This window comes from Colwellia sp. M166 (genome assembly GCF_024585285.1).
GTDB lineage: Bacteria > Pseudomonadota > Gammaproteobacteria > Enterobacterales > Alteromonadaceae > Cognaticolwellia.
Genome location: NZ_CP040755.1, coordinates 1,852,138 through 1,874,752, shown reverse-complemented (window position 1 = coordinate 1,874,752; position 22,615 = coordinate 1,852,138). Strand labels below are relative to the sequence as shown.

Annotated in this window: 21 protein-coding genes; 12 read left to right on the top strand and 9 right to left on the bottom strand. The window is 37.9% G+C overall.

The window, feature by feature from the left end; genetic code table 11:
- Positions 1 to 92 precede the first annotated feature (92 nt).
- Positions 93 to 1,547, top strand: coding sequence for a tRNA uracil 4-sulfurtransferase ThiI (gene thiI, locus FGD67_RS08490; protein ID WP_257174603.1), 1,455 nt, complete (start codon positions 93 to 95; stop codon positions 1,545 to 1,547).
- A gap of 79 nt (positions 1,548 to 1,626) precedes the next feature.
- Here the strand turns inward: thiI and FGD67_RS08485 are convergent, their stop codons facing one another.
- Both FGD67_RS08485 and FGD67_RS08480 read right to left on the bottom strand, forming a co-directional pair.
- Positions 1,627 to 2,526, bottom strand: coding sequence for a ketopantoate reductase family protein (locus FGD67_RS08485; protein WP_257174602.1), 900 nt, complete (start codon positions 2,524 to 2,526; stop codon positions 1,627 to 1,629).
- Between the two features lie 2 nt (positions 2,527 to 2,528).
- A complete protein-coding gene (locus FGD67_RS08480; protein WP_257174601.1) occupies positions 2,529 to 2,891 on the bottom strand; it encodes a VanZ family protein in 363 nt (120 codons plus the stop codon).
- 193 nt (positions 2,892 to 3,084) lie between these two features.
- On the opposite strand from FGD67_RS08480, the gene FGD67_RS08475 reads away from it, so the two are divergent.
- Both FGD67_RS08475 and FGD67_RS08470 read left to right on the top strand, forming a co-directional pair.
- The gene (locus FGD67_RS08475; RefSeq protein WP_257174600.1) at positions 3,085 to 3,567 is read left to right on the top strand and encodes a YajQ family cyclic di-GMP-binding protein; all 483 of its coding nucleotides are present in this window, start codon (positions 3,085 to 3,087) and stop codon (positions 3,565 to 3,567) included.
- Positions 3,568 to 3,819: 252 nt separating this feature from the next.
- Positions 3,820 to 5,166, top strand: coding sequence for a sodium-dependent transporter (locus tag FGD67_RS08470; protein ID WP_257174599.1), 1,347 nt, complete (start codon positions 3,820 to 3,822; stop codon positions 5,164 to 5,166).
- A gap of 109 nt (positions 5,167 to 5,275) precedes the next feature.
- Here FGD67_RS08470 and FGD67_RS08465 read toward each other — a convergent pair whose 3' ends face one another.
- Both FGD67_RS08465 and FGD67_RS08460 read right to left on the bottom strand, forming a co-directional pair.
- On the bottom strand, positions 5,276 to 5,980 hold the full coding sequence (locus tag FGD67_RS08465) for a TIGR01621 family pseudouridine synthase (protein ID WP_257174598.1): 705 nt from the start codon (positions 5,978 to 5,980) through the stop codon (positions 5,276 to 5,278).
- Positions 5,980 to 7,338, bottom strand: a complete 1,359-nt coding sequence (locus FGD67_RS08460; protein WP_257174597.1) for a Na+/H+ antiporter NhaC family protein — start codon at positions 7,336 to 7,338, stop codon at positions 5,980 to 5,982. Before FGD67_RS08460 ends, FGD67_RS08465 begins: the two co-directional genes overlap by 1 nt.
- A gap of 412 nt (positions 7,339 to 7,750) precedes the next feature.
- Between FGD67_RS08460 and gshA the strand changes: the two genes are divergently transcribed.
- Both gshA and FGD67_RS08450 read left to right on the top strand, forming a co-directional pair.
- A complete protein-coding gene (gene gshA, locus FGD67_RS08455) occupies positions 7,751 to 9,319 on the top strand; it encodes a glutamate--cysteine ligase (protein ID WP_257174596.1) in 1,569 nt (522 codons plus the stop codon).
- 659 nt (positions 9,320 to 9,978) lie between these two features.
- Entirely contained in the window at positions 9,979 to 10,602 is a 624-nt protein-coding gene (locus FGD67_RS08450) for a hypothetical protein (RefSeq protein ID WP_257174595.1), read from the top strand.
- Between the two features lie 306 nt (positions 10,603 to 10,908).
- Here FGD67_RS08450 and FGD67_RS08445 read toward each other — a convergent pair whose 3' ends face one another.
- The gene (locus FGD67_RS08445) at positions 10,909 to 11,799 is read right to left on the bottom strand and encodes a LysR family transcriptional regulator (protein ID WP_257174594.1); all 891 of its coding nucleotides are present in this window, start codon (positions 11,797 to 11,799) and stop codon (positions 10,909 to 10,911) included.
- Positions 11,800 to 11,926: 127 nt separating this feature from the next.
- Between FGD67_RS08445 and FGD67_RS08440 the strand changes: the two genes are divergently transcribed.
- The 3 genes from FGD67_RS08440 to FGD67_RS08430 all read left to right on the top strand — a co-directional run bounded on the left by FGD67_RS08440 (position 11,927) and on the right by FGD67_RS08430 (position 14,236).
- The gene (locus FGD67_RS08440) at positions 11,927 to 12,913 is read left to right on the top strand and encodes a zinc-dependent alcohol dehydrogenase family protein (protein ID WP_257174593.1); all 987 of its coding nucleotides are present in this window, start codon (positions 11,927 to 11,929) and stop codon (positions 12,911 to 12,913) included.
- Positions 12,914 to 12,923: 10 nt separating this feature from the next.
- Positions 12,924 to 13,049: a hypothetical protein gene (locus FGD67_RS08435; protein ID WP_257174592.1), complete on the top strand. Its 126-nt coding sequence runs from the start codon at positions 12,924 to 12,926 to the stop codon at positions 13,047 to 13,049.
- A gap of 383 nt (positions 13,050 to 13,432) precedes the next feature.
- The gene (locus tag FGD67_RS08430) at positions 13,433 to 14,236 is read left to right on the top strand and encodes an SDR family NAD(P)-dependent oxidoreductase (protein WP_257174591.1); all 804 of its coding nucleotides are present in this window, start codon (positions 13,433 to 13,435) and stop codon (positions 14,234 to 14,236) included.
- 907 nt (positions 14,237 to 15,143) lie between these two features.
- Here FGD67_RS08430 and FGD67_RS08425 read toward each other — a convergent pair.
- The 3 genes from FGD67_RS08425 to FGD67_RS08415 form a co-directional block, all read right to left on the bottom strand.
- Positions 15,144 to 16,427 carry an HlyC/CorC family transporter gene (locus FGD67_RS08425; protein WP_257174590.1) on the bottom strand — a complete coding sequence of 428 codons (1,284 nt, stop codon included), beginning with the start codon at positions 16,425 to 16,427 and terminating at the stop codon, positions 15,144 to 15,146.
- An 88-nt stretch (positions 16,428 to 16,515) separates the two neighbouring features.
- Positions 16,516 to 17,316 (bottom strand): inner membrane protein YpjD, encoded by an 801-nt coding sequence (locus tag FGD67_RS08420; protein ID WP_257174589.1) that lies wholly within the window; start codon positions 17,314 to 17,316, stop codon positions 16,516 to 16,518.
- A 96-nt stretch (positions 17,317 to 17,412) separates the two neighbouring features.
- Positions 17,413 to 18,501 (bottom strand): SO_0444 family Cu/Zn efflux transporter, encoded by a 1,089-nt coding sequence (locus tag FGD67_RS08415; protein WP_257174588.1) that lies wholly within the window; start codon positions 18,499 to 18,501, stop codon positions 17,413 to 17,415.
- Positions 18,502 to 18,706: 205 nt separating this feature from the next.
- On the opposite strand from FGD67_RS08415, the gene ffh reads away from it, so the two are divergent.
- Complete coding sequence (gene ffh, locus FGD67_RS08410; protein WP_257174587.1) at positions 18,707 to 20,092, top strand: signal recognition particle protein; 1,386 nt, start codon at positions 18,707 to 18,709, stop codon at positions 20,090 to 20,092.
- Between the two features lie 207 nt (positions 20,093 to 20,299).
- Positions 20,300 to 20,536, top strand: a complete 237-nt coding sequence (locus FGD67_RS08405) for a hypothetical protein (protein WP_257174586.1) — start codon at positions 20,300 to 20,302, stop codon at positions 20,534 to 20,536.
- A 51-nt stretch (positions 20,537 to 20,587) separates the two neighbouring features.
- Here FGD67_RS08405 and FGD67_RS08400 read toward each other — a convergent pair whose 3' ends face one another.
- Positions 20,588 to 21,568 carry a DMT family transporter gene (locus tag FGD67_RS08400; protein ID WP_257174585.1) on the bottom strand — a complete coding sequence of 327 codons (981 nt, stop codon included), beginning with the start codon at positions 21,566 to 21,568 and terminating at the stop codon, positions 20,588 to 20,590.
- Positions 21,569 to 21,806: 238 nt separating this feature from the next.
- Here FGD67_RS08400 and rpsP point away from each other — a divergent pair, with 238 nt between their 5' ends.
- Together rpsP and rimM are read left to right on the top strand one after the other, a co-directional pair.
- Positions 21,807 to 22,055 carry a 30S ribosomal protein S16 gene (gene rpsP / locus FGD67_RS08395; RefSeq protein WP_077286254.1) on the top strand — a complete coding sequence of 83 codons (249 nt, stop codon included), beginning with the start codon at positions 21,807 to 21,809 and terminating at the stop codon, positions 22,053 to 22,055.
- 29 nt (positions 22,056 to 22,084) lie between these two features.
- Positions 22,085 to 22,615, top strand: a complete 531-nt coding sequence (rimM, locus tag FGD67_RS08390) for a ribosome maturation factor RimM (RefSeq protein ID WP_373567863.1) — start codon at positions 22,085 to 22,087, stop codon at positions 22,613 to 22,615.

Genomic DNA, 22,615 nt, shown 5'->3' with positions numbered 1-22,615 from the left:
CTAGCTCTGGTGCTTAGTCGCTGGCGAAATTGCATCTTGTAGTATAACGGGTATATAATGCGCGCCATTCTAAGTGTGAGTATTATAGTTAAATGAAATTTATTGTTAAGTTGCAGGCTGAAATTACCATTAAAAGCCGTCCGGTGCGTAAACGTTTTACTAAGATATTAGAGTCGAGCGTTAAAAATGTTTTACGTCGTGTTGATGAAGAAGTGACAACGCGAATGAACTGGGACAATATTGAAGTTAATACTAAAAATAACACAGCAGAAAATCGTTCAAAATTAATTGAAGCATTAAAGTGTATCCCCGGCATTCCGCAGTTTCTTGAAGTGCAACAGACAACATTTACTGATTTACATGATATCTTTGAGAAAACCTTAGCGGTTCATGCTGAAAATATCGAGAACAAAACTTTTTGTGTTCGAGTTAAACGTACAGGTACACATGACTTTAATTCGATCAAGGTAGAGCAATACGTTGGTGGTGGCTTAAATCAACACGTTGAATCAGCTCGGGTTAAATTGACCAAACCTGATGTCACTGTATATTTAGAAATTAAAAACGAAAACTTATTTATTGTTACCGAGCGTCATACCGGTCTAGGTGGCTTCCCAATTGCGACTCAAGAAGATGTATTATCGTTAATGTCTGGTGGTTTTGACTCGGGTGTTGCCAGCTATCAAATGATCAGGAAAGGTGCACGTACACATTATTGTTTCTTCAATTTAGGTGGCGCAGCACATGAAGTAGGCGTAAAACAAGTGAGTCACTACTTATGGAATAAGTATGGCGCCTCACATCGTGTGAAATTTTTTGCTGTTGACTTCGAACCTGTTGTCGCCGAAATATTAGAAAATATTGAAAATGGACAAATGGGCGTTGTGCTTAAACGTATGATGATGCGTGCTGCTGCTCAAGTGGCGGAAAAAATGGGTATTCAGGCCTTAGTAACCGGGGAAGCACTAGGACAAGTCTCAAGTCAAACGCTGACTAATCTTAATGTAATTGATCGCGTAACAGAAACTTTGATCCTGCGTCCTTTAACCGCTTACGATAAACAAGACATTATTAATATTGCTCGTACCATTGGCACCGAAGATTTTGCCAAAACTATTCCGGAATACTGTGGTGTTATTTCTAAAAAACCAACAGTTAAAGCGATATTATCAAAAGTAGAAGCTGAAGAAGAAAACTTCGACTTTGCTATTTTAGATAAAGTGGTTGCTGAAACGCGTGTTTTTGATATTAGAGATATCGGTAATGAAAGCGAAGCAGAAATTCATGCTGTTGATACCTTAGATAATATACCTGAAAACTCAGTGGTGTTAGATATTCGTAGTCCAGATGAAGAAGATGAAAACCCGTTAGCACTCGACGGTGTTGAAATTATGCACTTACCTTTCTATAAACTCGCAACGCAATTTGGCGACTTAGACAAGTCTAAAGACTACTTGCTTTACTGCGACCAAGGTGTGATGAGTAAACTACAAGCCTTGTATTTATTAGGCACAGGCTTTACTAATGTGAAAGTTTATCGTCCATAAGTCAGGCTGATCGCCTTAAATACCAACAAGCCTTTAAACACTAGCTGTTTAAAGGCTTTTTTAATGCAAGCACGAGTTTTTACTTTACCTCTAGTGCTCTTACTTGTTGAATTAATTTTTCATGTTCGGGGACCGAAATGCCTATTTTTTTAGCCGTATTGGCTATGTAGCCGTTGATATAGTCAATTTCAGTTTTACGTTTTTTTAAAATATCGCTTCGCATTGAAGAACAATTTTTCGCTGTTTTTTCTGCCACATCCAACACTTGATTTTTTAAGTCTTCGAAAGAAAATATAATATCTTCCTTGTTGGCAACGCTGATGATTTCAGCCAGTAACTTATCGATTATTATGCTGTATTTTTGCTGCAACAACTGACCATTTTCAATATTATCAATGGCAGTGAGCGGGTTGATCACACAATTAATTGCCAACTTTAACCATTGTTTCTCTTTAATATGATGGCTTAATGTCAGCGATGGTAGTGCTGTGGCTAAAGCTTTTACAACTTGCGCTTGCTTTTTTTGTTGAATGCTTCCATAGATTAATCCTAAATCATTATGTCCTAAGCCCGTATGTTGAACATGAAATGGCTGAATGATTTTACTGCCATGAGTTGTGAGTAATGTGTAGCAAGCTTGTGATAAATCGGGCAGCTGATTGAAATCTACCATACCGTTGTGACAATAAATGACTATGGCATTGACATCAATACGATTTTTCAAGGATGCGATCGCTTCTACAACATGATAAGACTTAACACAGCAGAGAATTAATTCTGCATGCCGTAATATTTGATTATTTGCCGGTATTAATGCTTTGCTGCTGGTGTTGTCGTCAATATCGGTAAACTTAGTTGCTTGTGGAACAGACGTTATACGGGCAGAACAAAGGAGGCTGACATGATTGTTTAGGTTTTGTGCTAAACGATGATACCAAAGTAAACCTATTGCACCTTGTCCGATAACCGTAATATTCATCGTTACAGTCTTCTACTTGATCTATTGCGGTACATTAAAATTGACCACCTTATAATAGCAAACAATGCAATACCGATTAAATCAGAGATAAAATCACTCAACTGTGCGCTGCGAAAACCGAGATAATATTGTCCTATCTCGGTCAATGCGCCATAAAACGCTATGGTTAACATGGTATTAAATAGTGGCAGTTTTAAAATACTATGTAGCACCCAAGTTAAGCAAAAAAAGCTAATAATGTGACCAATAGAGTCTATTTCTGTACTGCGAAATACCACGCGTCTAAAATCAGGAGAACTAAAATAGAGACAGAAAAATAGTAGCGCAATAATGGCGAGAATTGATAAGTGATAGCGACTTTTCATTAAGATGTTAGTTATTGTATTGCACGAAGTTAGATGCTATTCATCATATCAGGGCTAAGTAATGAAAACTATCATTGTTAATTTTGTTAAGGGACTTCTGTAGTGATTAAGTGCTTAATTTATATCTTCTGTATTGGTATTAATGAGAGATATTGATAATATATCGTCAATGTTTGTTAGATAGAGAATTATAATGCCTTCAATGGATATCGTTTCCGAAATTAATTTGGAAGAAGTAAAAAATGCGACTGAAAATGCCGTTCGTGAATTGGCCACTCGTTTCGATTTTCGTGGTACCAATGCTAGTTTTGAGTGGAAAAGCCCTGCGGTAACAATGAAAGGGGACTCTGACGCTCAGTTAAAACAAATGGCTGAAATGTTACGTGGACAATTAGTGAAAAGAAAAGTGGATGCTAAAGCATTAACTTTAGGTAGCGTTGAAAGTTCAGGCAGAAACTTCAACCAAGTCGCGACCTTCAAAGAAGGTATTGAACAGCCGGTTGCTAAAAAAGTTGTTAAACTTATAAAAGACAGTAAGTTAAAAGTGCAGGCGTCTATTCAAGGTGAACAAGTACGTGTGACAGGTAAAAAGCGTGATGACTTGCAAGCGGTGATGCAATTACTAAGAGAAACAGACTTAGAGCAGTCATTTCAATTTAATAACTTTAAAGATTAATATCTGTAGTTATATAATCTGCATTTTTGAGAGCAGAGGCTGTGGCCTCTTTTTTCCTATCTATCAATCATGCTTAATAGGCAGTGACATAACCAACTGTATACTGATTGTAATTTGAGCAGTAATTAAACCTTTACGCTGTAAATATTCATTAAAACAGCTTTGATGACGGTTTTTACTAATAAGAGCTGTTTTTTTGTCAGTAGTTTAAGTAAATTAAGCTTCATTGAAATAATAATAAGATGGTTTTAAATGGCTGCTTCTAGAGGTGCGTTCAGTTCTCGTATAGGTTTTATCATGGCTGCTGCGGGTTCTGCTGTAGGGTTAGGTAATATATGGGGTTTTCCAACACAAACAGCAAGTAATGGTGGTGCAGCTTTTGTGCTTGTCTACTTAGTACTTGCCTTCTGTCTAGCGTATCCTGCTTTTATGGCCGAATTGCTTATCGGGCGATACGGTCAAGCTAATGCGGTAACGTCACTACAAAAAATTTCCCGTAATATCTTCCATAAACGCTTTGCTTTTATTGTCGGTTTTGGCGGTATTATTTGTGCAGCTCTAATCTTAAGTTTCTATGGCATTTTAGCCGGTTGGATGATGTCGTATGCGGTAGAACCTTTTACTCGCATAATCGGCATGGAATCAACAGCTGACTGGGTAATAACGCAGTCATTGCCGCGTAACCTATTGTTTTGTGCTTTATTTATGTTTCTCACTATTTTTATTATTCGTCGTGGTGTAGAAGACGGTATTGAAAAGTGGTCGAAGCGCCTTATGCCCGTGCTGATTTTCTTACTTATTGGTTTGATCTCTTACGTCATGACCTTAAAAGGCGCTAGAGAAGGTGTTAGTGCTTATTTAAACCCAGATATTAGTCGTGTATTAGAGCCTGATTTATTGATTAGTGCATTAGGACAAGCATTTTTCTCTCTGTCGTTAGGTACCAGTGTTATGGTGATATACGGCTCGTATATTTCCAAGAAAGAAAACCTTGTGACTTTAGGTGCGCAAGTAACCTTAATTGATGTCTCAATTGCTTTTTTAGCAGGCTTATTAATTATTCCATCAATGTATGTGGCGCAAGCCCAAGGAGTCGCTATTTTTGCTGAAGATGGTAGTTTAATTTCAGGTTCAAGCTTAGTGTTTACGGTGTTACCGAGTTTATTTAATAGCATGGGCAATATCGGCTTATATGTCGCGTTAGCATTTTTTATTTTGATGTCAGTTGCTGCACTAACGTCTTCTATTTCCATGTTAGAAGGACCGGTTTCTTATGCTGTTGAGCGCCATAACTTGCAGCGTAAAAAAGTCACCACTTATATTGGTATTGGTATTTTTATGTTAAGCGCTATTATTATTGCTAACATTAGTTTTATGCTCGACTTTGTCGCGATATTAGCCACCCAATATGGTCAGCCAATTATTGCCATGCTGTGTTGTGTTTTTGTTGGCTGGATTTGGTTTCGTAATGATATTTTAACTGAGCTAAAACAAGGTAATGATATGGTTGAGCATTCATTGTTTTGGAAGATTTGGCCTTGGTATACTAAATTTGTTTGTCCAACGGCAATTGCTATCGTGTTCTGGCATTCACTGTAAGCGAATAAAGTTACAGTTTAGTCATTGAAAAGGCAGCTATTTAGCTGCCTTTTTGTTTGATATGTCGACTTAGCGTACTGATACAATGTTGTGCTTTAGCGGAGCAACATTAAAGTGTGGGCCATGGTTGTTGCCAAGGTGGTGTTAGTTTATTGATGACATCAAGCGTTGATGGGGTATTAAAAACACTGCCATTACTCGGCGCCAAGCAATATTGGTATTGTTGCTTGTTCAAACTAAAACTTAAGGCAAAGGCATGCAAATAACCTCGGTCAGCATTCACAGCATTGTTGTAAAGCGCATCGCCAAGTATAGGAACGCCAATGCTATTCAATGCCACTCTAATTTGATGGGTTTTACCTGAATGAGGTTTGATTAAGTAAAGTCGCTGCTTTGGGGCAAGGGTGTAAGAAAAAAACTGACTAACAGCTGGATTGTCCATCGTTCGTAGCAATTTCCACATGCCTCTACGGCTCTTTTCCATATCACCTTTAATAATACCTTGCTTTTTCTTCGGCTTACCTTCTGCAATCGCAAGGTAGTACTTCTGTATTTGGTGTTGTTGAAACTGTTGCTGAAACGTTCTTGCTGTCGCACTATTCTTAGCGACAAGTATTAACCCCGATGTCATTTTGTCTAAACGATGAACAGGATAAAGTTCAGTTAAACCATATTGTGACTTGAGTTGTGTTTTTATCTGCGAAAAAAAACCGCAGCCAATATTACCTTCATCATGAAAACTGAGGCCATGTGGTTTATCAATGACGAGAAAGTCGTCCTGATGATCGATAATTGTTAGCGCTTGTTCAATCATTAAAAGCTTAGCCCAATAAATACATAAGTCACAAGGGTAATGGCCGCGCCCACTAAAGCATAAGGTAATTGTGTTTTTACATGCTCAAAGTGATCACAACCACTGGCAATAGATGCCACAACCGTAGTATCTGAAATTGGCGAGGCGTGGTCACCAAAAATGCCACCGCCAAGGACGGCAGCGACTAAAAACTCAATAGGCAAACCACTTTGTTGAGCAATCGGAACGGCAATCGGAATCAGGATAGCAAAGGTTCCCCATGAGGTTCCAGTCGCAAAGGCCATAACAGCCGCAGCAATAAATAAAATGGGCGCCATTAAAAATAACGGCACTTCAATATTAATTAATTGGCTAACATAAACGCCGGTACCAAGCGCTTTTATCGCATCACCAAAAGCAAATGATAATACCAGAATGGCAACGGCTGGCGACATGTACTTAATACCCGTGATCATGGCGTTAAAAATTTGGGGAAAAGGCATTAGCTTGTGACGACTAATTAACAACACTAATAATATTAAAGCACTGACAACTGACCAGAATACTGAGAAAGCACCTGAGCCACGACGTATATCTCCATCACCAGTGTACCAAAGTAAAATAAAGGTGATTAATAATAGCGTTAACATAGGTAACCACATAATCCGGGCTGGAGCAACATGGTCGACTGCTGTTTGCTGTGTTTCTTGCACTAATGATTCAGCGTACTTCAAAGGGCCAAAAACTTTACCGCTATAAGCCGTGTAGTAAGCCAAAATAACCGCAACGATGGCATAAATGTTATAGCCAATAGTACCAATTAATATCCCAACAGGATCGCTGAAAGAATAGCCATCAAGCAGGCCTAAAATATAAGCGCCCCAACCGTTTACTAAAAATAAAATACTTACTGGTGCGCAGGTTGAATCAACTATGTAAGCTAAGCGTGCTCGGCTAAGTTTGTGATGATCGAATAGCTTTTGGCTCGCCATACCGGCGGTAAACATGCTGAGATTAGTGTCGGTAAAAATGCTGGTACCGATAATGGTTGGTAGCATACTGGCTTGTCGACTATTTTTTACTAAATTTAGTGAAGCTAAATGGTTAATAAAACCATTTACTGCTCCAGATAAATTCATCAGCGTTACTAGTGCGCCAATTAATAAGCTGAAACTGATAATATAAATATTACCTAGCGAGTTAAATACGCCAGCAATACCAAGCACTGTCGCGGTTAAACTTTCAACAGGTTGCCCATTTGCAATCATTAAATAACAAAGCGCTACACCACAAAAAAGAGCGAACAGTGCGTTTTTTCGCCAAATAGCAATGATAATAGCAACAAGTGGAGGGAGTAAGCTGAAGATGCTGTCTTGCATAGGAAACCTATATTATTATTTTAAGTAGGATTATCTGGGCTTTTAACGACAACTTAAAAGCTCAAAGCGCTTAACTTTACCGTAAGCCCAAGTAATAAGGAACTGTATTAGTCGCAAACACGAAGAGAAGCAGGTTAAGATAAAAGAAATAAACTACTTTTAAGTCGGGTCAACTTTATATAATTAAAGCAATATTGATGACAAACAGAGATAAATACCGTGAAATCACCTATATTTTATCAGTGTAAGGTAGCGAATTTAAAGCGAGTTTTAACTGCTGACACCTTTGCTTATACTTTATTTGTTTGACCTAGCTGATATTTACATAATAATAAATCATGGTAGGCATTGAAAATTCAGCTTTCACCCTTAAATAACAGTTACTCACTGGCGTAAAACATCAGGAATCATTTTGACATTATCATTAAACGAATATATCGCGGCTTTTGCTCAAGAAAAGCATATCACTTCTTTGAGCCAGTTTGGTCGGGGTATAGAGCGTGAAGCGCTGCGAGTTTTACCAGAAGGTCGCTTATCGGAACGACCACACAGTGAGCGCTTAGGTGCTGCGTTAACGCACCCTAATATAACCACTGATTATTCAGAAACCTTGCTGGAGTTTATTACCCCAGTGAGCCATAGCCCTGAAACTGCTATTGCGCAATTAGAAGATGTGCAAAAATTTACCTTAAGCCAGCTTGATGGCGAGCTATTATGGCCTATGAGTATGCCGTGCTTTGTTGATGATGATGATAAAATACCACTCGCGCAGTTCGGTAAATCTAATATTGGCAAAATGAAAACGGTTTATCGTCAAGGTTTGAAAAATCGCTATGGCAGTATGATGCAAGTTATTTCAGGTATTCATTTTAACTTTTCCTTTCCACAAAGCTTTTTTCAATCGTTGCAAACTATTGAGCAAAATACCGATGCGTTAGATGATTATATTTCGGATAAATATTTTGCATTATTAAGAAACTACAAACGCTTTTGTTGGCTTATCCCATACTTGTATGGCAGTTCACCTGCTATTTGTGGATCGTTTTTAAAAAATAAACCGACAGATTTACCGTTTAAAAGAACCGATAAAGGTTATATGTACTTGGAATATGCGACTTCGCTACGAATGAGTGATTTGGGTTATACCAATAGTGAACAGTCGTCTTTACAGATTTGTTATAACAACTTATCCGGTTACTTAGATGGCGTGAGAAGTGCGATAAACTTACCATCGAAAAAATTTGAAAAAATAGGCCTTAAAGTTAATGGTAAGTACCAGCAACTGAATAGTAATGTTTTACAAATAGAAAATGAACTATATGCACCGGTTCGTCCTAAATGTGTTGCCAAAGCCGGCGAAAAACCATCGCAAGCGTTAAAAAATCGTGGCGTTGAATATGTTGAAGTTAGAGCGTTAGATGTGAATCCTTTTTCTGCTACCGGGATTAATGTTGAACAAATTCGATTTTTAGATACGTTTCTTACTTTCTGTATGCTCGAAGATAGCCCGAGACTTAGCTGTGAAGAACAAGGTATTAGTGAAGAGAACATGGATGCTATTGTGATCCGCGGCCGCGATCCTAAGTTGCTGTTACGTGATAATGCTGAGGATAAATCTGTACAGCAATGGGGTGGTGAAATTTTTGCTAAAATGACTGATATTGCCACTTTATTGGATCAAGCCAATGAAAGTCAGCTTTACAGTAAAGTTTTAGCGGCTGAAGCGGCAAAGATTAATGATAGTAGTTTAACGCCGTCGGCAAAAATTCTCGCGGGTGTTGTTAATAACAATCAATCGTTAACAAAATCAGCCCTAAGCAAAGCAACTGATTATCGCCAACAGCTTTTGGCTCAGGACTACCAAGAATTTAGTGATGAATATTTCACCAATACGGTGGCAGAGTCATTACAAAAGCAATCTGACATTGAGCTAAGCGATACGTTAGACTTTGATGCATTTTTGCAAGACTATTTTGCCTAATTAATCTTTTAAGGTAATAGAGTGAGTATTTGCTAGTATTTAGTAAACACTAAGCAAAAAAAAGCGCGTTAGGGCAACGCGCTGCAAATAATAAGAAAGCAGTCCAGGGAGGTTTTGCTTTCAAGTTATCTGACCGGTATTTGTTTTTATAGTTCATTTTTTATGCGGTTTTTTTATTCTCATAAATTATAATTTTACTTTTGTTATGACTTTAATGGCAATTAGCCTTCAGATAAGTGATTTTCTGGTCTTTAAAAACCTTAAATTTATTAGCGCAACAAAAGAAATTCTTGTAAAAAAAAGCCCATTTATTTAATAATAAATGGGCTTTACAATATAAAACACTACAGGGGAACAACTCTCTCACATACTATGAGTACAGAGAGTAAAATTAGTTCCCAGCACAGTAATATATTTTTATCTATTTGAAGGAAATACACTCTCTGAGATGCTGTGAGTATTAATTAATATCCGTTTTGTCACAATAGTCCGTGATTGGAGTAGTACTTTCATTTTAATCGTAGCGAAACTTTGGTGATTGAGTTGGGCGTAAATAGAGTAAACATTGCGATAAAATGTGTAATAAATTACGACTTTAACCTGAAAATTTGTAAATATTCTGGCATGATATTGCTACTCAAAATTAACTGACGGCGTCCATGACTTTTTTTAAAACCCTTATTATTTCAATGTTAATTTGCTTAACGTTATCGAGTTGTGCAACCAGTCCTCCGAAAAACCCTGAAAATTTATGTGAAATTTTTCGTGAACATCGAAGTTGGTATTTTGCTGCCAAAGAGGTGCGAGAACGTTGGGGAGTGCCAATTCATGTGCCAATGAGTATGATGTATCAAGAAAGCTCATTTAAAGCTGGCGCATTACCACCTAAGGACTATTTGCTAGGGTTTATTCCTTGGGGACGTGTTAGTAGTGCTTATGGCTATTCACAAGCAAAAACTATGACTTGGAAAGATTACGTTAGAGAAACAGGTAACTCTGGAGCCGATCGTGATGACTTTGAAGATGCTATCGACTTTATGGGTTGGTTTATTTTTAAAACTCAAAAAATTAATAAAGTCTCTAAATGGGATGCCTACGGGCAGTATTTAAACTACCACGAAGGTTGGGGTGGCTTTAAACGTAAAAGTTATAAGAAAAAGGCTTGGTTGGTCAAGGTAGCTCGCAAAGTTGATAATAGAGCTAAACGTTATAGTAGTCAGCTGAAAAGTTGCGAAGAAGAATTAAATCATGGTTGGTTGTGGCGGTTGTTTTTTGGTGACTAATGAAGGTAAGCAAGAGGTAAATAAATTTTAGCCTCTTGCTCTTCCCAATATTGGCCACTACTTATTTGTTTTCGCTGTAAGTTTCACTTAACGCAGCAGTCGAAAACTATTATAGCTAGTAGCTGATATTGATATTTTATTTTGCTTACTAACGGTATTGTGAGAATAGCTATCCTCATGTTTATGTCTTCTGTGCCAAGGCTAGCTATATTGCAAGTACTTTTCTCTAGCACTAACCCTCTTATTTTGTAAATTCAGGTCAGTTTTAAAAGCATATTAACTGGAAGAGAAATACTTCTAAATAGTTCACTCCCAGTAAGGGATATCGCCAAAATATTCGGTAAAGTAATCAATAAAGGCTCTCACTTTTGGGGCAAGTAGCCTAGAGCTAGGATAAACAGCCCAAATGGCGGTATTAGTAGCAATAGGATATTCGCTCAGTATTTGTATGAGTTCGCCATTTTGCAGGTGTTTATAAACACTCCATTTAGAGCTGATGGTAATACCTAAACCATTAATACAAGCATCTCTTACAGCTTCCCCATTATCGGTTCTTAAAGCGCCTTTAACCTTAATATTTACTTGTCCTTTTGGCGTATGAAACGGCCAGTCATCCAAGCCGATTAAGGTAATGCATTGATGAGAATTTAGCGCTTCTGGAGATTTAGGCTCGCCATTTTTAGCTAAATAGGTTGGTGATGAGCATAATATTCTACTATCTGGAGCTAACTTTCGTGCAATTAAACTCGAATCCTTCAATGCAGAGTTGCGAATGGCGATATCAAAGCCACCTTCAACTAGATCAACAATAGTATCAGAAAGCTTTAAATCAACATGTAAATCAGGGTATAAGGCTAGAAAACTTGTTAACGCAGGCAGTATATGCATTCGTCCAAAAGAAGCTGGCGCTGCAACACGTAGTGTTCCTCTGGGAAATGCGTTACCCGCACCAACTGAAGCTCGTGCTGCTTCAATACTTGAGATCACATCTTCAGCATGTGGAAGAAAGGCTTTGCCTTCTTCAGTAAGTGACACTTTTCGAGTGGTGCGATGAATTAACCTTACCCCCAATTCGGCTTCTAATTTATTGATGTGAGCACTAGCAACGGCTGGAGATAATCTTAATTCACTGCCCGCTAAGCTAATGTTATGAGTGGTTGCGATTCTAATAAAAAGTTTAAGATGTTGAATATTCATGATTATCAATAGAAACTATAAAGTGATTCTTTATTTAAAGCTATTATCAAATTAATTAATAGTAAATATACTTATTTTATTAAATAACGTCTATTAGTTAATGACTTAATCAAAAAGGATAAAGCTGATGAAAGCAATGATCATAAAAAGTTTTGGCGCTTCAGAAGTATTTGAAATGGCCGAGATAACAAAGCCTGAAATTAAATCGGGCCATGTTTTAGTTAATATTAAAGCAAGCAGTGTAAACACGGTAGATACTATGATACGCCTAATAGGGGATGATTTACCGCTTGCGCCACCATTACCTGCAGTATTAGGAATGGACTTTGCCGGAATCGTTGAAGCGGTAGGTACAGGTGTTACTCAGTTTTCAGTGGGAGATGAAGTTTATGGTTGTGCTGGTGGCTTAGGCGATTTACCAGGCACCTTGGCAGAGTACATAGTGGCGGATGCTAATTTAATCGCTAGAAAAGCGAAAAACTTAACCATGCGTGAAGCGGCTGCAATGCCTTTGGTAGGTATTACCGCTTATGAAGGATTAACCCGTGCAAATACCAGCAAAGGTCAAAATGTATTAGTACATGGTGGCTCAGGAGGCGTTGGACATATCGCTATTCAACTCGCTAACTACATGGGGGCTAATGTTTTTGCTACTGGTGGTGGTGATAAGCAACTAGCTTTAATTGAAGCGCTTGGTGCAACAGGCATAAATTACAAAAGCGAAACCGTTGAAGAGTACGTTGCTAAACATACCGCTGGTAATGGTTTTGATGTGATATTTGATTCTGTTGGTGGCGAAAATATGACCAATTCGTTTAACGCAGCATCGTTAAACGGCCATGTTGCTTCAACGGTTGCTATGGTGGAATTAGATTTAAGCGTAGCGCACTTTAAAGGACTTTCATTGCATGTTGTCTTTATGTTGATCCCTATGTTGCATAACTATAAACGTGAAGCCCATGCTCAGATTCTTAACACCTTAACTGAAATAGCCGAAGCTGGTGCTTTACGCCCAGTGTTAGATGAGCAAAGCTTTAGTTTAGCAGAAGCAGGTAAAGCACACGATCGTCTTGCAAGTGGCCAAGGCATGGGGAAAGTCGTGGTAGATATTTAAGGAATTATTCATGTTAGATACAACATTTGAAGATATTGCTTGGATTGCGGCGGCTAAGCCAACACGTATGCTTTACTTAGGCGATCTGCATGACGATTTACGTGAACGCCATGCAGTATTATACCAATTGAATTAATGAATACACCACTTAGCGAGAATTAAAAGCCTTATAGGCCGTGTTATTGATTTCGATAAGGGAATAAGTATTATCTTCAATCAATGCCTTGCCTCTAAAGCTTTTAAATTTCACTGAGTGGGAACAAACTTAATAAACTTGGTATTAGTTGATGATCTAGACTTTCCTCCAACACTTATTCACCTAGATTTTAGGATTGGCACTAGGCATCTTATTAGCTATTTAAACCCGTTAGAAAGCATAGGGATAAATCAGGTTGCACTTAACTTACGATTTAATCAATTGAATATTCCAGCAACATTAAACGTATTGCGGATGAAGTGCTACCTGATTTTACTACGTAACTTTACGGCATAACTTTTACTATTTTAAGGAAAAACAACATGAAAAAAATGATCCTGATCACAGGTGCAACTGACGGTATTGGCTTAGAAACAGCGAAACTTTTAGCTTCTAATGGGCATGATTTATTAATACATGGACGTAATATTGAAAAGTTAAACTCTGTAAAAAAGCTATTGACTGCAATAGCCAATGCCGGCAGAATCAACGGTTATTTAGCGGATTTATCTGTCTTTTCTGATGTAGCAAAACTTGTAAGTAATATTAAGAATGAACATAAAAATCTAGATGTACTTATCAATAACGCAGGTGTATTTAAGATAAATAACACCATGACATCTGATGGCTTAGATGTCCGATTTGTTGTTAATACTATTTCACCATATATCTTGACCCAAGAACTTTTACCTTTGCTTGGGAATTCAGGGCGAATTATCAACCTTTCTTCGGCCGCTCAAGCGCCTGTAAATATTCAAGCATTACTTGGAAAAACAAAACTGAGTGATATCGAAGCTTATGCTCAAAGCAAATTGGCCATTACTATGTGGAGCAAAGTGCTTGCCGATAAAATTGACGACAAAGGGCCAACAATTATTGCCGTTAATCCTGGATCTTTACTCGCCTCAAAAATGGTAAAAGAGGGCTTTGGTGTTGCAGGACATGATTTAAGTATAGGCGCTAAAATATTAACACGTATGGCACTAGAAGGCGGTATTTCTGAACATTCTGGTCAATATTTTGATAACGACAGTGGTCAATTTTCTCAACCACATCCAGACGGATTAAATCTAAAAAAGTCAGCTGAGGTTGTAGGAGTGATAGAGACTATTATAAATAGAAGCTAAAGTTCTATTCTACTTTTTGTTCTTTAAGTCATCATAAAATGGAGTTTATGCCTGCTTTATGCTCGAAAGCTGCACTTTGCTTGAACTAATACCAAACTTATTCGAATTGGTATAATCAGTTGTGCTGAAAATAACAGCCCCTAAAATAGCATTTTTATTAACGTCTTATTTCGCATCAACAGTGACTAGAAAATGCGTTCGAAATTTACCGCTGCTAAAGGTTCCTGAGTGGCAAAAGTTAGGGGGCCGAGATAAAATACCACTGGCAACTATAAACCATAAGCTTTTAGCGGTTATGGCGGTTTTGTTAACTAATAGTTATAATCATCTTTAGGGCAATATTAGCCTCAAATAACTGCTTGCAGGAAGTGAAACATCAGGCTTAAAGTCGTGGTGTGATTTCACACCAAGCGTAAATTTTTCATGTGCTGATGCAAATGTTGCTATTAATGTAGTTCAGCAAAAAGTGACAATAGTCAGCTTTATTTATTAACGAATTTCTGTTTATAAAATACTGCATAGTTCTTGCCAAAGTTAATATAATTGCACTATTTTTCAGCAATTCAAGCGCGAATAAGGGCTAGAAAATAAGCAAGATTTTTTTTTAAAAAAACTTCTATTTTTTTGCAAAAATCGATTGCAAAATACAAAGTCTAATCCCAACTGGGCTTGCATTTGTTATCCACAGAAATTGTGGAAACTTGATCCTTAGATCTAAAGCTGTGCATAACTTTGTTATTAACTTTCATTAGGGCTACTTATATCCACAAAGCGCATTAAAAATAGAGTGAAAGCTGTATTTCAACTAAAGCCAGTTATTAAGAACTTATTGAAAGGGAATGGTATAAAGACACGGTTGAAGCATACCGACTGTGTCTTTCTTAAAATATTTTATAAAACCTAAAACCTAGGATTCTGTGACTTCACCATCGTAAAAGTCGGGTAAAATTCTAACCGTTTTGATCATGTTGTCTTTTACTTCGATAATCTCTAGTGGGTAACCTGATATTCTAACGCTTAAGTTAGCTTCGGGTATATCTTCAAGGTATTCCAAGATCAAGCCATTGATGGTTTTTGGACCGTCAGTAGGAAAGCTCCATGTCATTTCTTTATTAACGTCACGAACCGTTGCACTACCATCAACTAAGTAGCTGCCGTCAGGTTGTATATTAACTTCATCGCTGGTTGTTGGTGTCATAGTCGTGGTGAAATCACCAACAATTTCTTCTAGAATGTCTTCTAATGTTACTAAGCCTTGAATATCACCATATTCATCAACAACCAAGCCTAGGCGTTCTTTGGCGCGTTGAAATTTCAGTAGTTGCACATTTAGTGGTGTCCCTTCGGGAATAAAGTAAATTTCACGTACAGCACGTAACAGTGTGGCTTTAGTGAATTGTCCTTTCGAGACTAGTCTTAAAGCATCGCGCATATGAACATAACCCACGACGTCGTCAATATTGTCGCGGTATAATAAAACACGGGTATGATTTGATTGTGTTAACTTTTTCTGAATACGTTTCCATTCATCATTGATATCTATGCCGACAAGCTCATTACGTGGGATCATAATATCTTCAACGGTAACATTTTCTAAATCAAGGATCCCGACTAACATATCTTGATCTCTGGATTTTAACATTGCACCTGATTCATTGACCACGGTACGTAGTTCTTCAGAGCTTAAGCTGTGTTGCTCTCGTTGTTCAGAACTAATGCCTAATATTGCTAAAATACCGTTGGTGATCCAATTGACCGCGATGACAAATGGATAGAGTAACTTTAAGAGTAAAGTGAGGATAAATGAGCTAGGAAAAGCAACTTTCTCGGGATACAGTGCTGCTAAGGTTTTTGGTGTGATCTCGGCAAAGATTAAAATCACTAAAGTGAGTAATAAACCTGAATAAAACACGCCGGCATCGCCATAAAGTCTTTGGGCAATGATACCGGTGATCAGGGTAGCAAAAATATTAACTAAGTTGTTGCCAATTAAGATCAAGCCGATTAGTTTATCGGGTTTTGCCAGTAATTTACTGACCCGCTTAGCACCACTATGATTTTGTTTTTCCAAGTGTTTTAATCGATAACGATTAATCGACATCATGCCAGTTTCAGAGCCAGAGAAATAGGCTGATATGAATATGAGAATGACGAGCACGACAAACAGCATATCGGTAGAGATGTTATCCAAAAAAGGGATCCTATATTTAGTTAATTTTTAAACCGTATCACTACACCAAATTGGAAAAGCAATACAAAGTTAACTTATACGCTAAAATTTATAATAAGAGAAATTCTTTCACAAATCGGCTACCAAAATAAGCCAAAGTTAATATGAAAGTAGCAATCACTGTCAGTATTAGTACTCGTTGACCGCGCCAACCTTGTTTAAAATGGCCCCATAGCGTCACAAAATATAGTGCGCACGCTAGCAATGATAGAATTGTTTTATGAGCATTTTCTTTGGAGATCATGCCGTCAATAAATATAAAACCTAGTATTTCGCTTAGTAATAAGAAGATGCTACCTAAGAGTAAAATGGTAAATAATTGTCGTTCGACTTGCATTAATGGGGGTAAATGGCTTACTGCTTGTAGGTTTTTACTTTTTAATTTCATATTAATGTAAGAGACTTGAAAGGCATATAAAGTCGCAATAACTAAAATACAGTAGGCAATAAGCGCCAAGGTAATGTGGCTAAGCATAGCGAGTTTATCTGTGGCAATTTCCATATTACCCATCGGAGTTATGAAAATCATACTGAGTTGCCATAGTCCGGCAAAACCGTAAACTACCGGCAAAAGTAAATTAACTTTAAAGCGTAATGCCGCCAATGAAATAACTAAGGTAATAATTAAGCTAACTAGAGAAACTACATTGGGCAGTGAGAAGTTCAGGTTATGATGTGTAAACAAAAACTGCGAACTACTTAAGGCATGAAAAATTATTGCCAAACAGGCAAAAATCAGTGTAACAATTAAATTGGGCCCTTTAGGGTGAAATAAACGCGATAAAATTGACAGCGTCGCGATGCTATAGCACACAAAAGCTGTAAAAGAACTGATACTTGAAAATTCCACAAAGCGCTCCGAAAAAATAAAAACTGTTCATAACACGGTTGGTTAATGTTGCGATTCTAGCAGAATACCTACTAGACTCCATAACTATTGTTTAGTTTATATCAACAGTTTACGTAACGGTTTAATAGCTAAAAAGGCTAATATTCCTGTACAAGTTAAACCAAACCAATAGGGTAGTAATTCATGACTGTGTTGCATTTGTTGACTGATGTCGATATTAAAGTTTTCCAAGCCCCAGTCTAGTAACAAACCAAAACTAACCGCCGAAATACTGATACCTAAAAGGTATTTTATTAATACGACACTACCCATTTCACTTTTGATAACACCTAAAGTTGATATATTAGTTGCCGGACCTGCCATCATAAAGACCAATGCGGTACCCGGTGATATACCCGCCATAATAAAGCCTGTGGCGACAGGTGTAGAGGCTGTCGCACAAATGTACATTGGGATCGACAGCGCAATCATGACTAGCATAGCTTGTAGGCCACTACCATAGCTTAATAAAAAAGAGCTTGGGACGAAGGTGCGTACAACGGTTGCAAACAACAAGCCAATGACTAGCCAGCCTATTAAGTCATCAATTAATTGTGTCGTACTATAACGAATGCCACTCAGAGTCTTTGTGATAATGCTATTGTTTTCTTGTTTCACTGTAGGTGTACAACAAGCGCTACTGGTTGGCTTAATTTTTTCTGTTGCTACTAATGCCTTACTACTAACACAACAATTTGTTGTTTTTGCTTTATTAGTATTAGCGTCGATCTTTTCTTCATTGTTAGAGGTTGCAACGAGCATGCCGGTAAATATTGCCGAGAATATTGCGCTGATAGGTCGATAAATAGCGAAAATAGGCCCTAATAAAGCATAGGATACCGATACTGAGTCTATACCCGTTTCAGGTGTCGCCACTAAAAATGCGGAAGTGGCAGGAGCCGATGCACCAGAGCGCCGTAGTTCAGTGGCAACAGGGATCACGCCACATGAGCATAGAGGTAATGGTGCGCCGATAAAGGCTGCTTTAATAATGGCTTTATTTCCCTGTCCTAAATGTCGGCTTAAAATTTTAGTTGGCACCCAAGCTTTCATTAGTCCTGCAATGAGTATACCGAGTAATAGCCAAGGACTTGCTTCTACACTGAGTTGTAATAAATTTTCAAAAAATAGTATGATGGTACTCACACTTGATCCAAAAGTGATGACATTAACGACAGTTTATCATAAAACTTTTTGCTATTATTGATCTGCATACTGGCTTTTTTCTTTATCAATCATTGTAAGATTAAATATCGTCATTATCTTAAAAGCATAACTTCTACTTTCGCTAATTAATTGTACGGGTATAATAGAGTTAATTTTTTGCGCAAAGTTAATATTTGAGTCCTTTATGTTTGAAAATCTTTCCGATCGTTTAACGAAAACACTAAAAAATATCAGTGGCCGTGGTCGCCTAACTGAAGACAATATAAAAGATACTTTACGTGAAGTGCGAATGGCATTGCTCGAAGCTGATGTTGCTTTGCCTGTTATTCGTGATTTTATTGCCAAAGTTAAAGCAAGTGCTGTTGGTCAAGATGTCTCGAAAAGTTTAACACCCGGGCAAGTTTTCGTAAAAATAGTTCAAAAAGAACTCGAAGCAGCTATGGGTGATGTTAACGAAGCACTTGATCTAAAAGCAGCACCGCCAGCTGTGGTATTGATGGCCGGTTTGCAAGGGGCAGGTAAAACCACCTCAGTAGCAAAATTGGCCAAATTTTTAACCACACGTGAAAAGAAAAAAGTGTTAGTGGTTAGTGCCGATGTTTATCGTCCGGCGGCGATTAAACAGCTTGAAACCTTAGCAAAAGAAATTGATGTTGGTTTTTTCCCGAGTGATATTAAGCAAAAGCCGATTGATATTGCTACAGCCGCGATTGATCACGCAAAGAAAAACTTTTTTGATGTGTTAATTGTTGATACCGCCGGTCGTTTACATATTGATGGCGATATGATGGCTGAAATCCAACAGCTACATGCGGCAATCAATCCTATTGAAACACTATTCACTGTTGACGCCATGACAGGTCAAGATGCGGCAAACACCGCGAAAGCCTTTAATGACGCCTTACCGTTAACCGGTATAATTTTAACTAAAACCGATGGTGATGCTCGCGGTGGTGCTGCGTTATCAATTCGTCATATTACCGGCAAGCCAATCAAGTTTATGGGGGTTGGCGAAAAAATTGAAGCACTTGAGCCTTTTCATCCGGATCGTATTGCTTCACGTATTCTTGGCATGGGCGATGTTCTTTCTTTAATTGAAGAAGTAGAACAAAAAGTTGATCGCAAGCAAGCTGAAAAATTAGCGAAGAAAGTTAAAAGCGGTAAAGGTTTTGATTTAGAAGATTTTCGCGATCAGTTAGTTCAAATGAAAAGTATGGGCGGTATGATGGGCTTAATGGATAAATTACCCGGTATGGGGAATATGTCTGAGCAAGTTAAAGGCCAAATGGATGATAAAGTCACCATACGCATGGAAGCCATGATTAATTCGATGACACCTGCAGAGCGTAAGCGTCCTGAAATTATTAAAGGTTCACGTAAGCGTCGTATTGCTGCTGGCTCAGGCACACAAATACAAGATGTGAATAAATTATTGAAACAATTTACTCAGATGCAAAAAATGATGAAGAAAATGTCAGGCAAAGGCGGCATGCAAAAAATGATGCGCTCTATGAAAGGCATGATGCCTCCTGGCGGCGGTGGAATGGGCGGCGGCATGTTTGGCCGTTAAATAACACGAACATTTAGCTCCGTGAGTTACTAATAAAGGTAGCAAATTGCTACCTTTATTATTTTCTACACTACACTGAAAGCAATTGCTTAATCTATGGTGTTATACCAAAGCTATTAAATTTCACTGAGTGGGAAGAAACTTATTGGTATTATTATTTTTGCGAAAATTTATCCAGAGTTCGGGTTAGCCTAAGGAGCACTCACTGTGTTGGAACAAGAAATTATTAGTCAGAAAGATTTAGACGAATTACTGCATATCAATGAGTTTATTGAGCAACAAAGTGAAAACTCATTGGTTGGCGAGCTAAAAAAAGCGATATTAGACTCTGGAAAACTCGAGTTAGCACAATGGGAGTCTTTACGTGAGCACATCAATGAAATAGAAACGCTTATTCCTCATATTGAACTAATCATTAAATTAAAAAAAGAAAATAAATCTTAACCACCTGCGCCTTTTCGATAAACTTTCTCTTTAATGGCCTTAGCAAGTAAATCAGATGTTTCTATTTTTAAAGCCTAAATAACCTTTAAAGGTATTGATATTTTTTTTGTTGAGTATTTTATCACCAAGTGCGGTCAGCATTGAGCCTAGCACGACTAAGCCAGCCCCCATATAAGCCAGTAAGTTTAAATGTTGTGCTTGAAATGTTGTTGGCCAAAGCTGCTCAGCGATAGTGGCAAAGATTACCGTCAGTAATGGTGTTATTGCCAAGGTTGCACTGACTTTTGCTGTCGGAAGATATTCTAATGATTTGGCAAAGGTACCATAAGCAATGAGTGTATTCGCACAGCAAAAAAATAACAGTAGTAACGCCGTGTCATCTAGTGACATTATTTCTTGTGGGCTTGCTAGCGGTAAGAAAAATAAAGCGCTTAATAAATAAATACACCACATAATTTGATTTGAGCTGTAATAGCGCAGCATCTTTTTTTGCATAATGGCATAAGCAGCCCAAGTTATAGCTGCACCGAACATAATGATAAAGCCAACTAAAAAATCATCATGGCTAATATTACTGCTATCAATGAATTGTTGGTTAAAAAATAATAATAAACCTGAAATAAGCACGAAAGAGCCAACCATTTGACCGCGACTAAAACTTTCTTTAATAAAAACCACACTGCCTATGAGCATTAAGAATGGTGCCATTTGGATCAGCATTTGAGCTGTTTCTGCCGGAATAAAATACAATGATGCGAGATACAATATATAATTTAAACTCAACAATATTGCCGCAATAAATAATCTTTTCATTAAGCTTGGTTGTTGTAATACAGTGCTAGGGAGCTTTCGTTTCATTGATAGCAATATGGCTACGAAGCATGCCGCAAAGACAAAGCGATACCAAGTAATGGTATAAGCGTCCATCAAAACTAGAACAGATTTTAGTGCTAACGGTAGTAAGCCCCACATAATGGCGGTGATCATCGCTAACATTAAGCCTTTAGTGCTGTTGCTTGCTTGTTGAGTCATGATTTTTCCATCCAGAAAAGACAAATAATAGTGCAGCTTTAAGTATCACCGAGTTTGGCGCGTGGATTATATAGCTATATTGCAGGCGCGGTAACTAATTTGTTAAATAAGCTAGTAAAGTTTAGCTTTAGGTTGCTTTGTCAGCAAAAAAGCGTAAAATACGCGAGCTTTTCTGTCACTAAGTTGATAGAAATGTCTGGAAAATTCGTTTTAACACTTAAATTATATAGAGGACGATATGGTTACCATTCGTTTAGCTCGTGGCGGCGCAAAGAAGCGTCCATTCTATCAGGTTGTTGTTGCAGATAGCCGTAACTCTCGCGATGGTCGTTTCATCGAGAAAGTTGGTTTCTTTAACCCTACAGCGCAAGGTCAAGCGGAAAAATTACGTTTAGACCTAGACCGTGTCAACCATTGGGTTGGTCAAGGTGCAACTGTATCTGATCGTGTGGCCAAATTAGTTAAAGATGCTCAAAAAGCAGCTTAAATTAAATTGGTAGGTTTTAGGAGTTAGTTGTGGAAGTTATTGGTAAAGAAGTCATCTTAGGTAAAGTAGGCGCAGTCTACGGCATCAAGGGTTGGTTGAAAATTCATTCATTCACAGATGACCAAGAAGCCATACTAGACTATTTCCCTTGGTCTTTAAAATTAGGGAATAAGATTCAATCAGTAGATATTACCGATTGGCGTAAACATAACAATGGTCTTGTTGTTAAAGTTGCAGGTATTGATGATCGTGACGTAGCCCAAAAGCTTGTTGGCTCAGAAATATTTGTTAGCGAAGACGCGTTATCAGACTTACCTGAAGGTGAGTTTTATTGGCGTGATCTAATCGGCATGACTGTAGTTACTGACAAAGGTTACGATCTAGGTCAGGTTTCCGACATAATGGAAACGGGCGCTAACGATGTACTGGTTGTAAAAGCGAATCTTAAGGATGGCTTTGGAAAGAAAGAAAGGTTAATACCTTACTTAATGGACCAAGTTATACTTTCGGTGAGCGCTGAAGATAAACAAATTTGTGTTGACTGGGATCCAGGTTTCTAA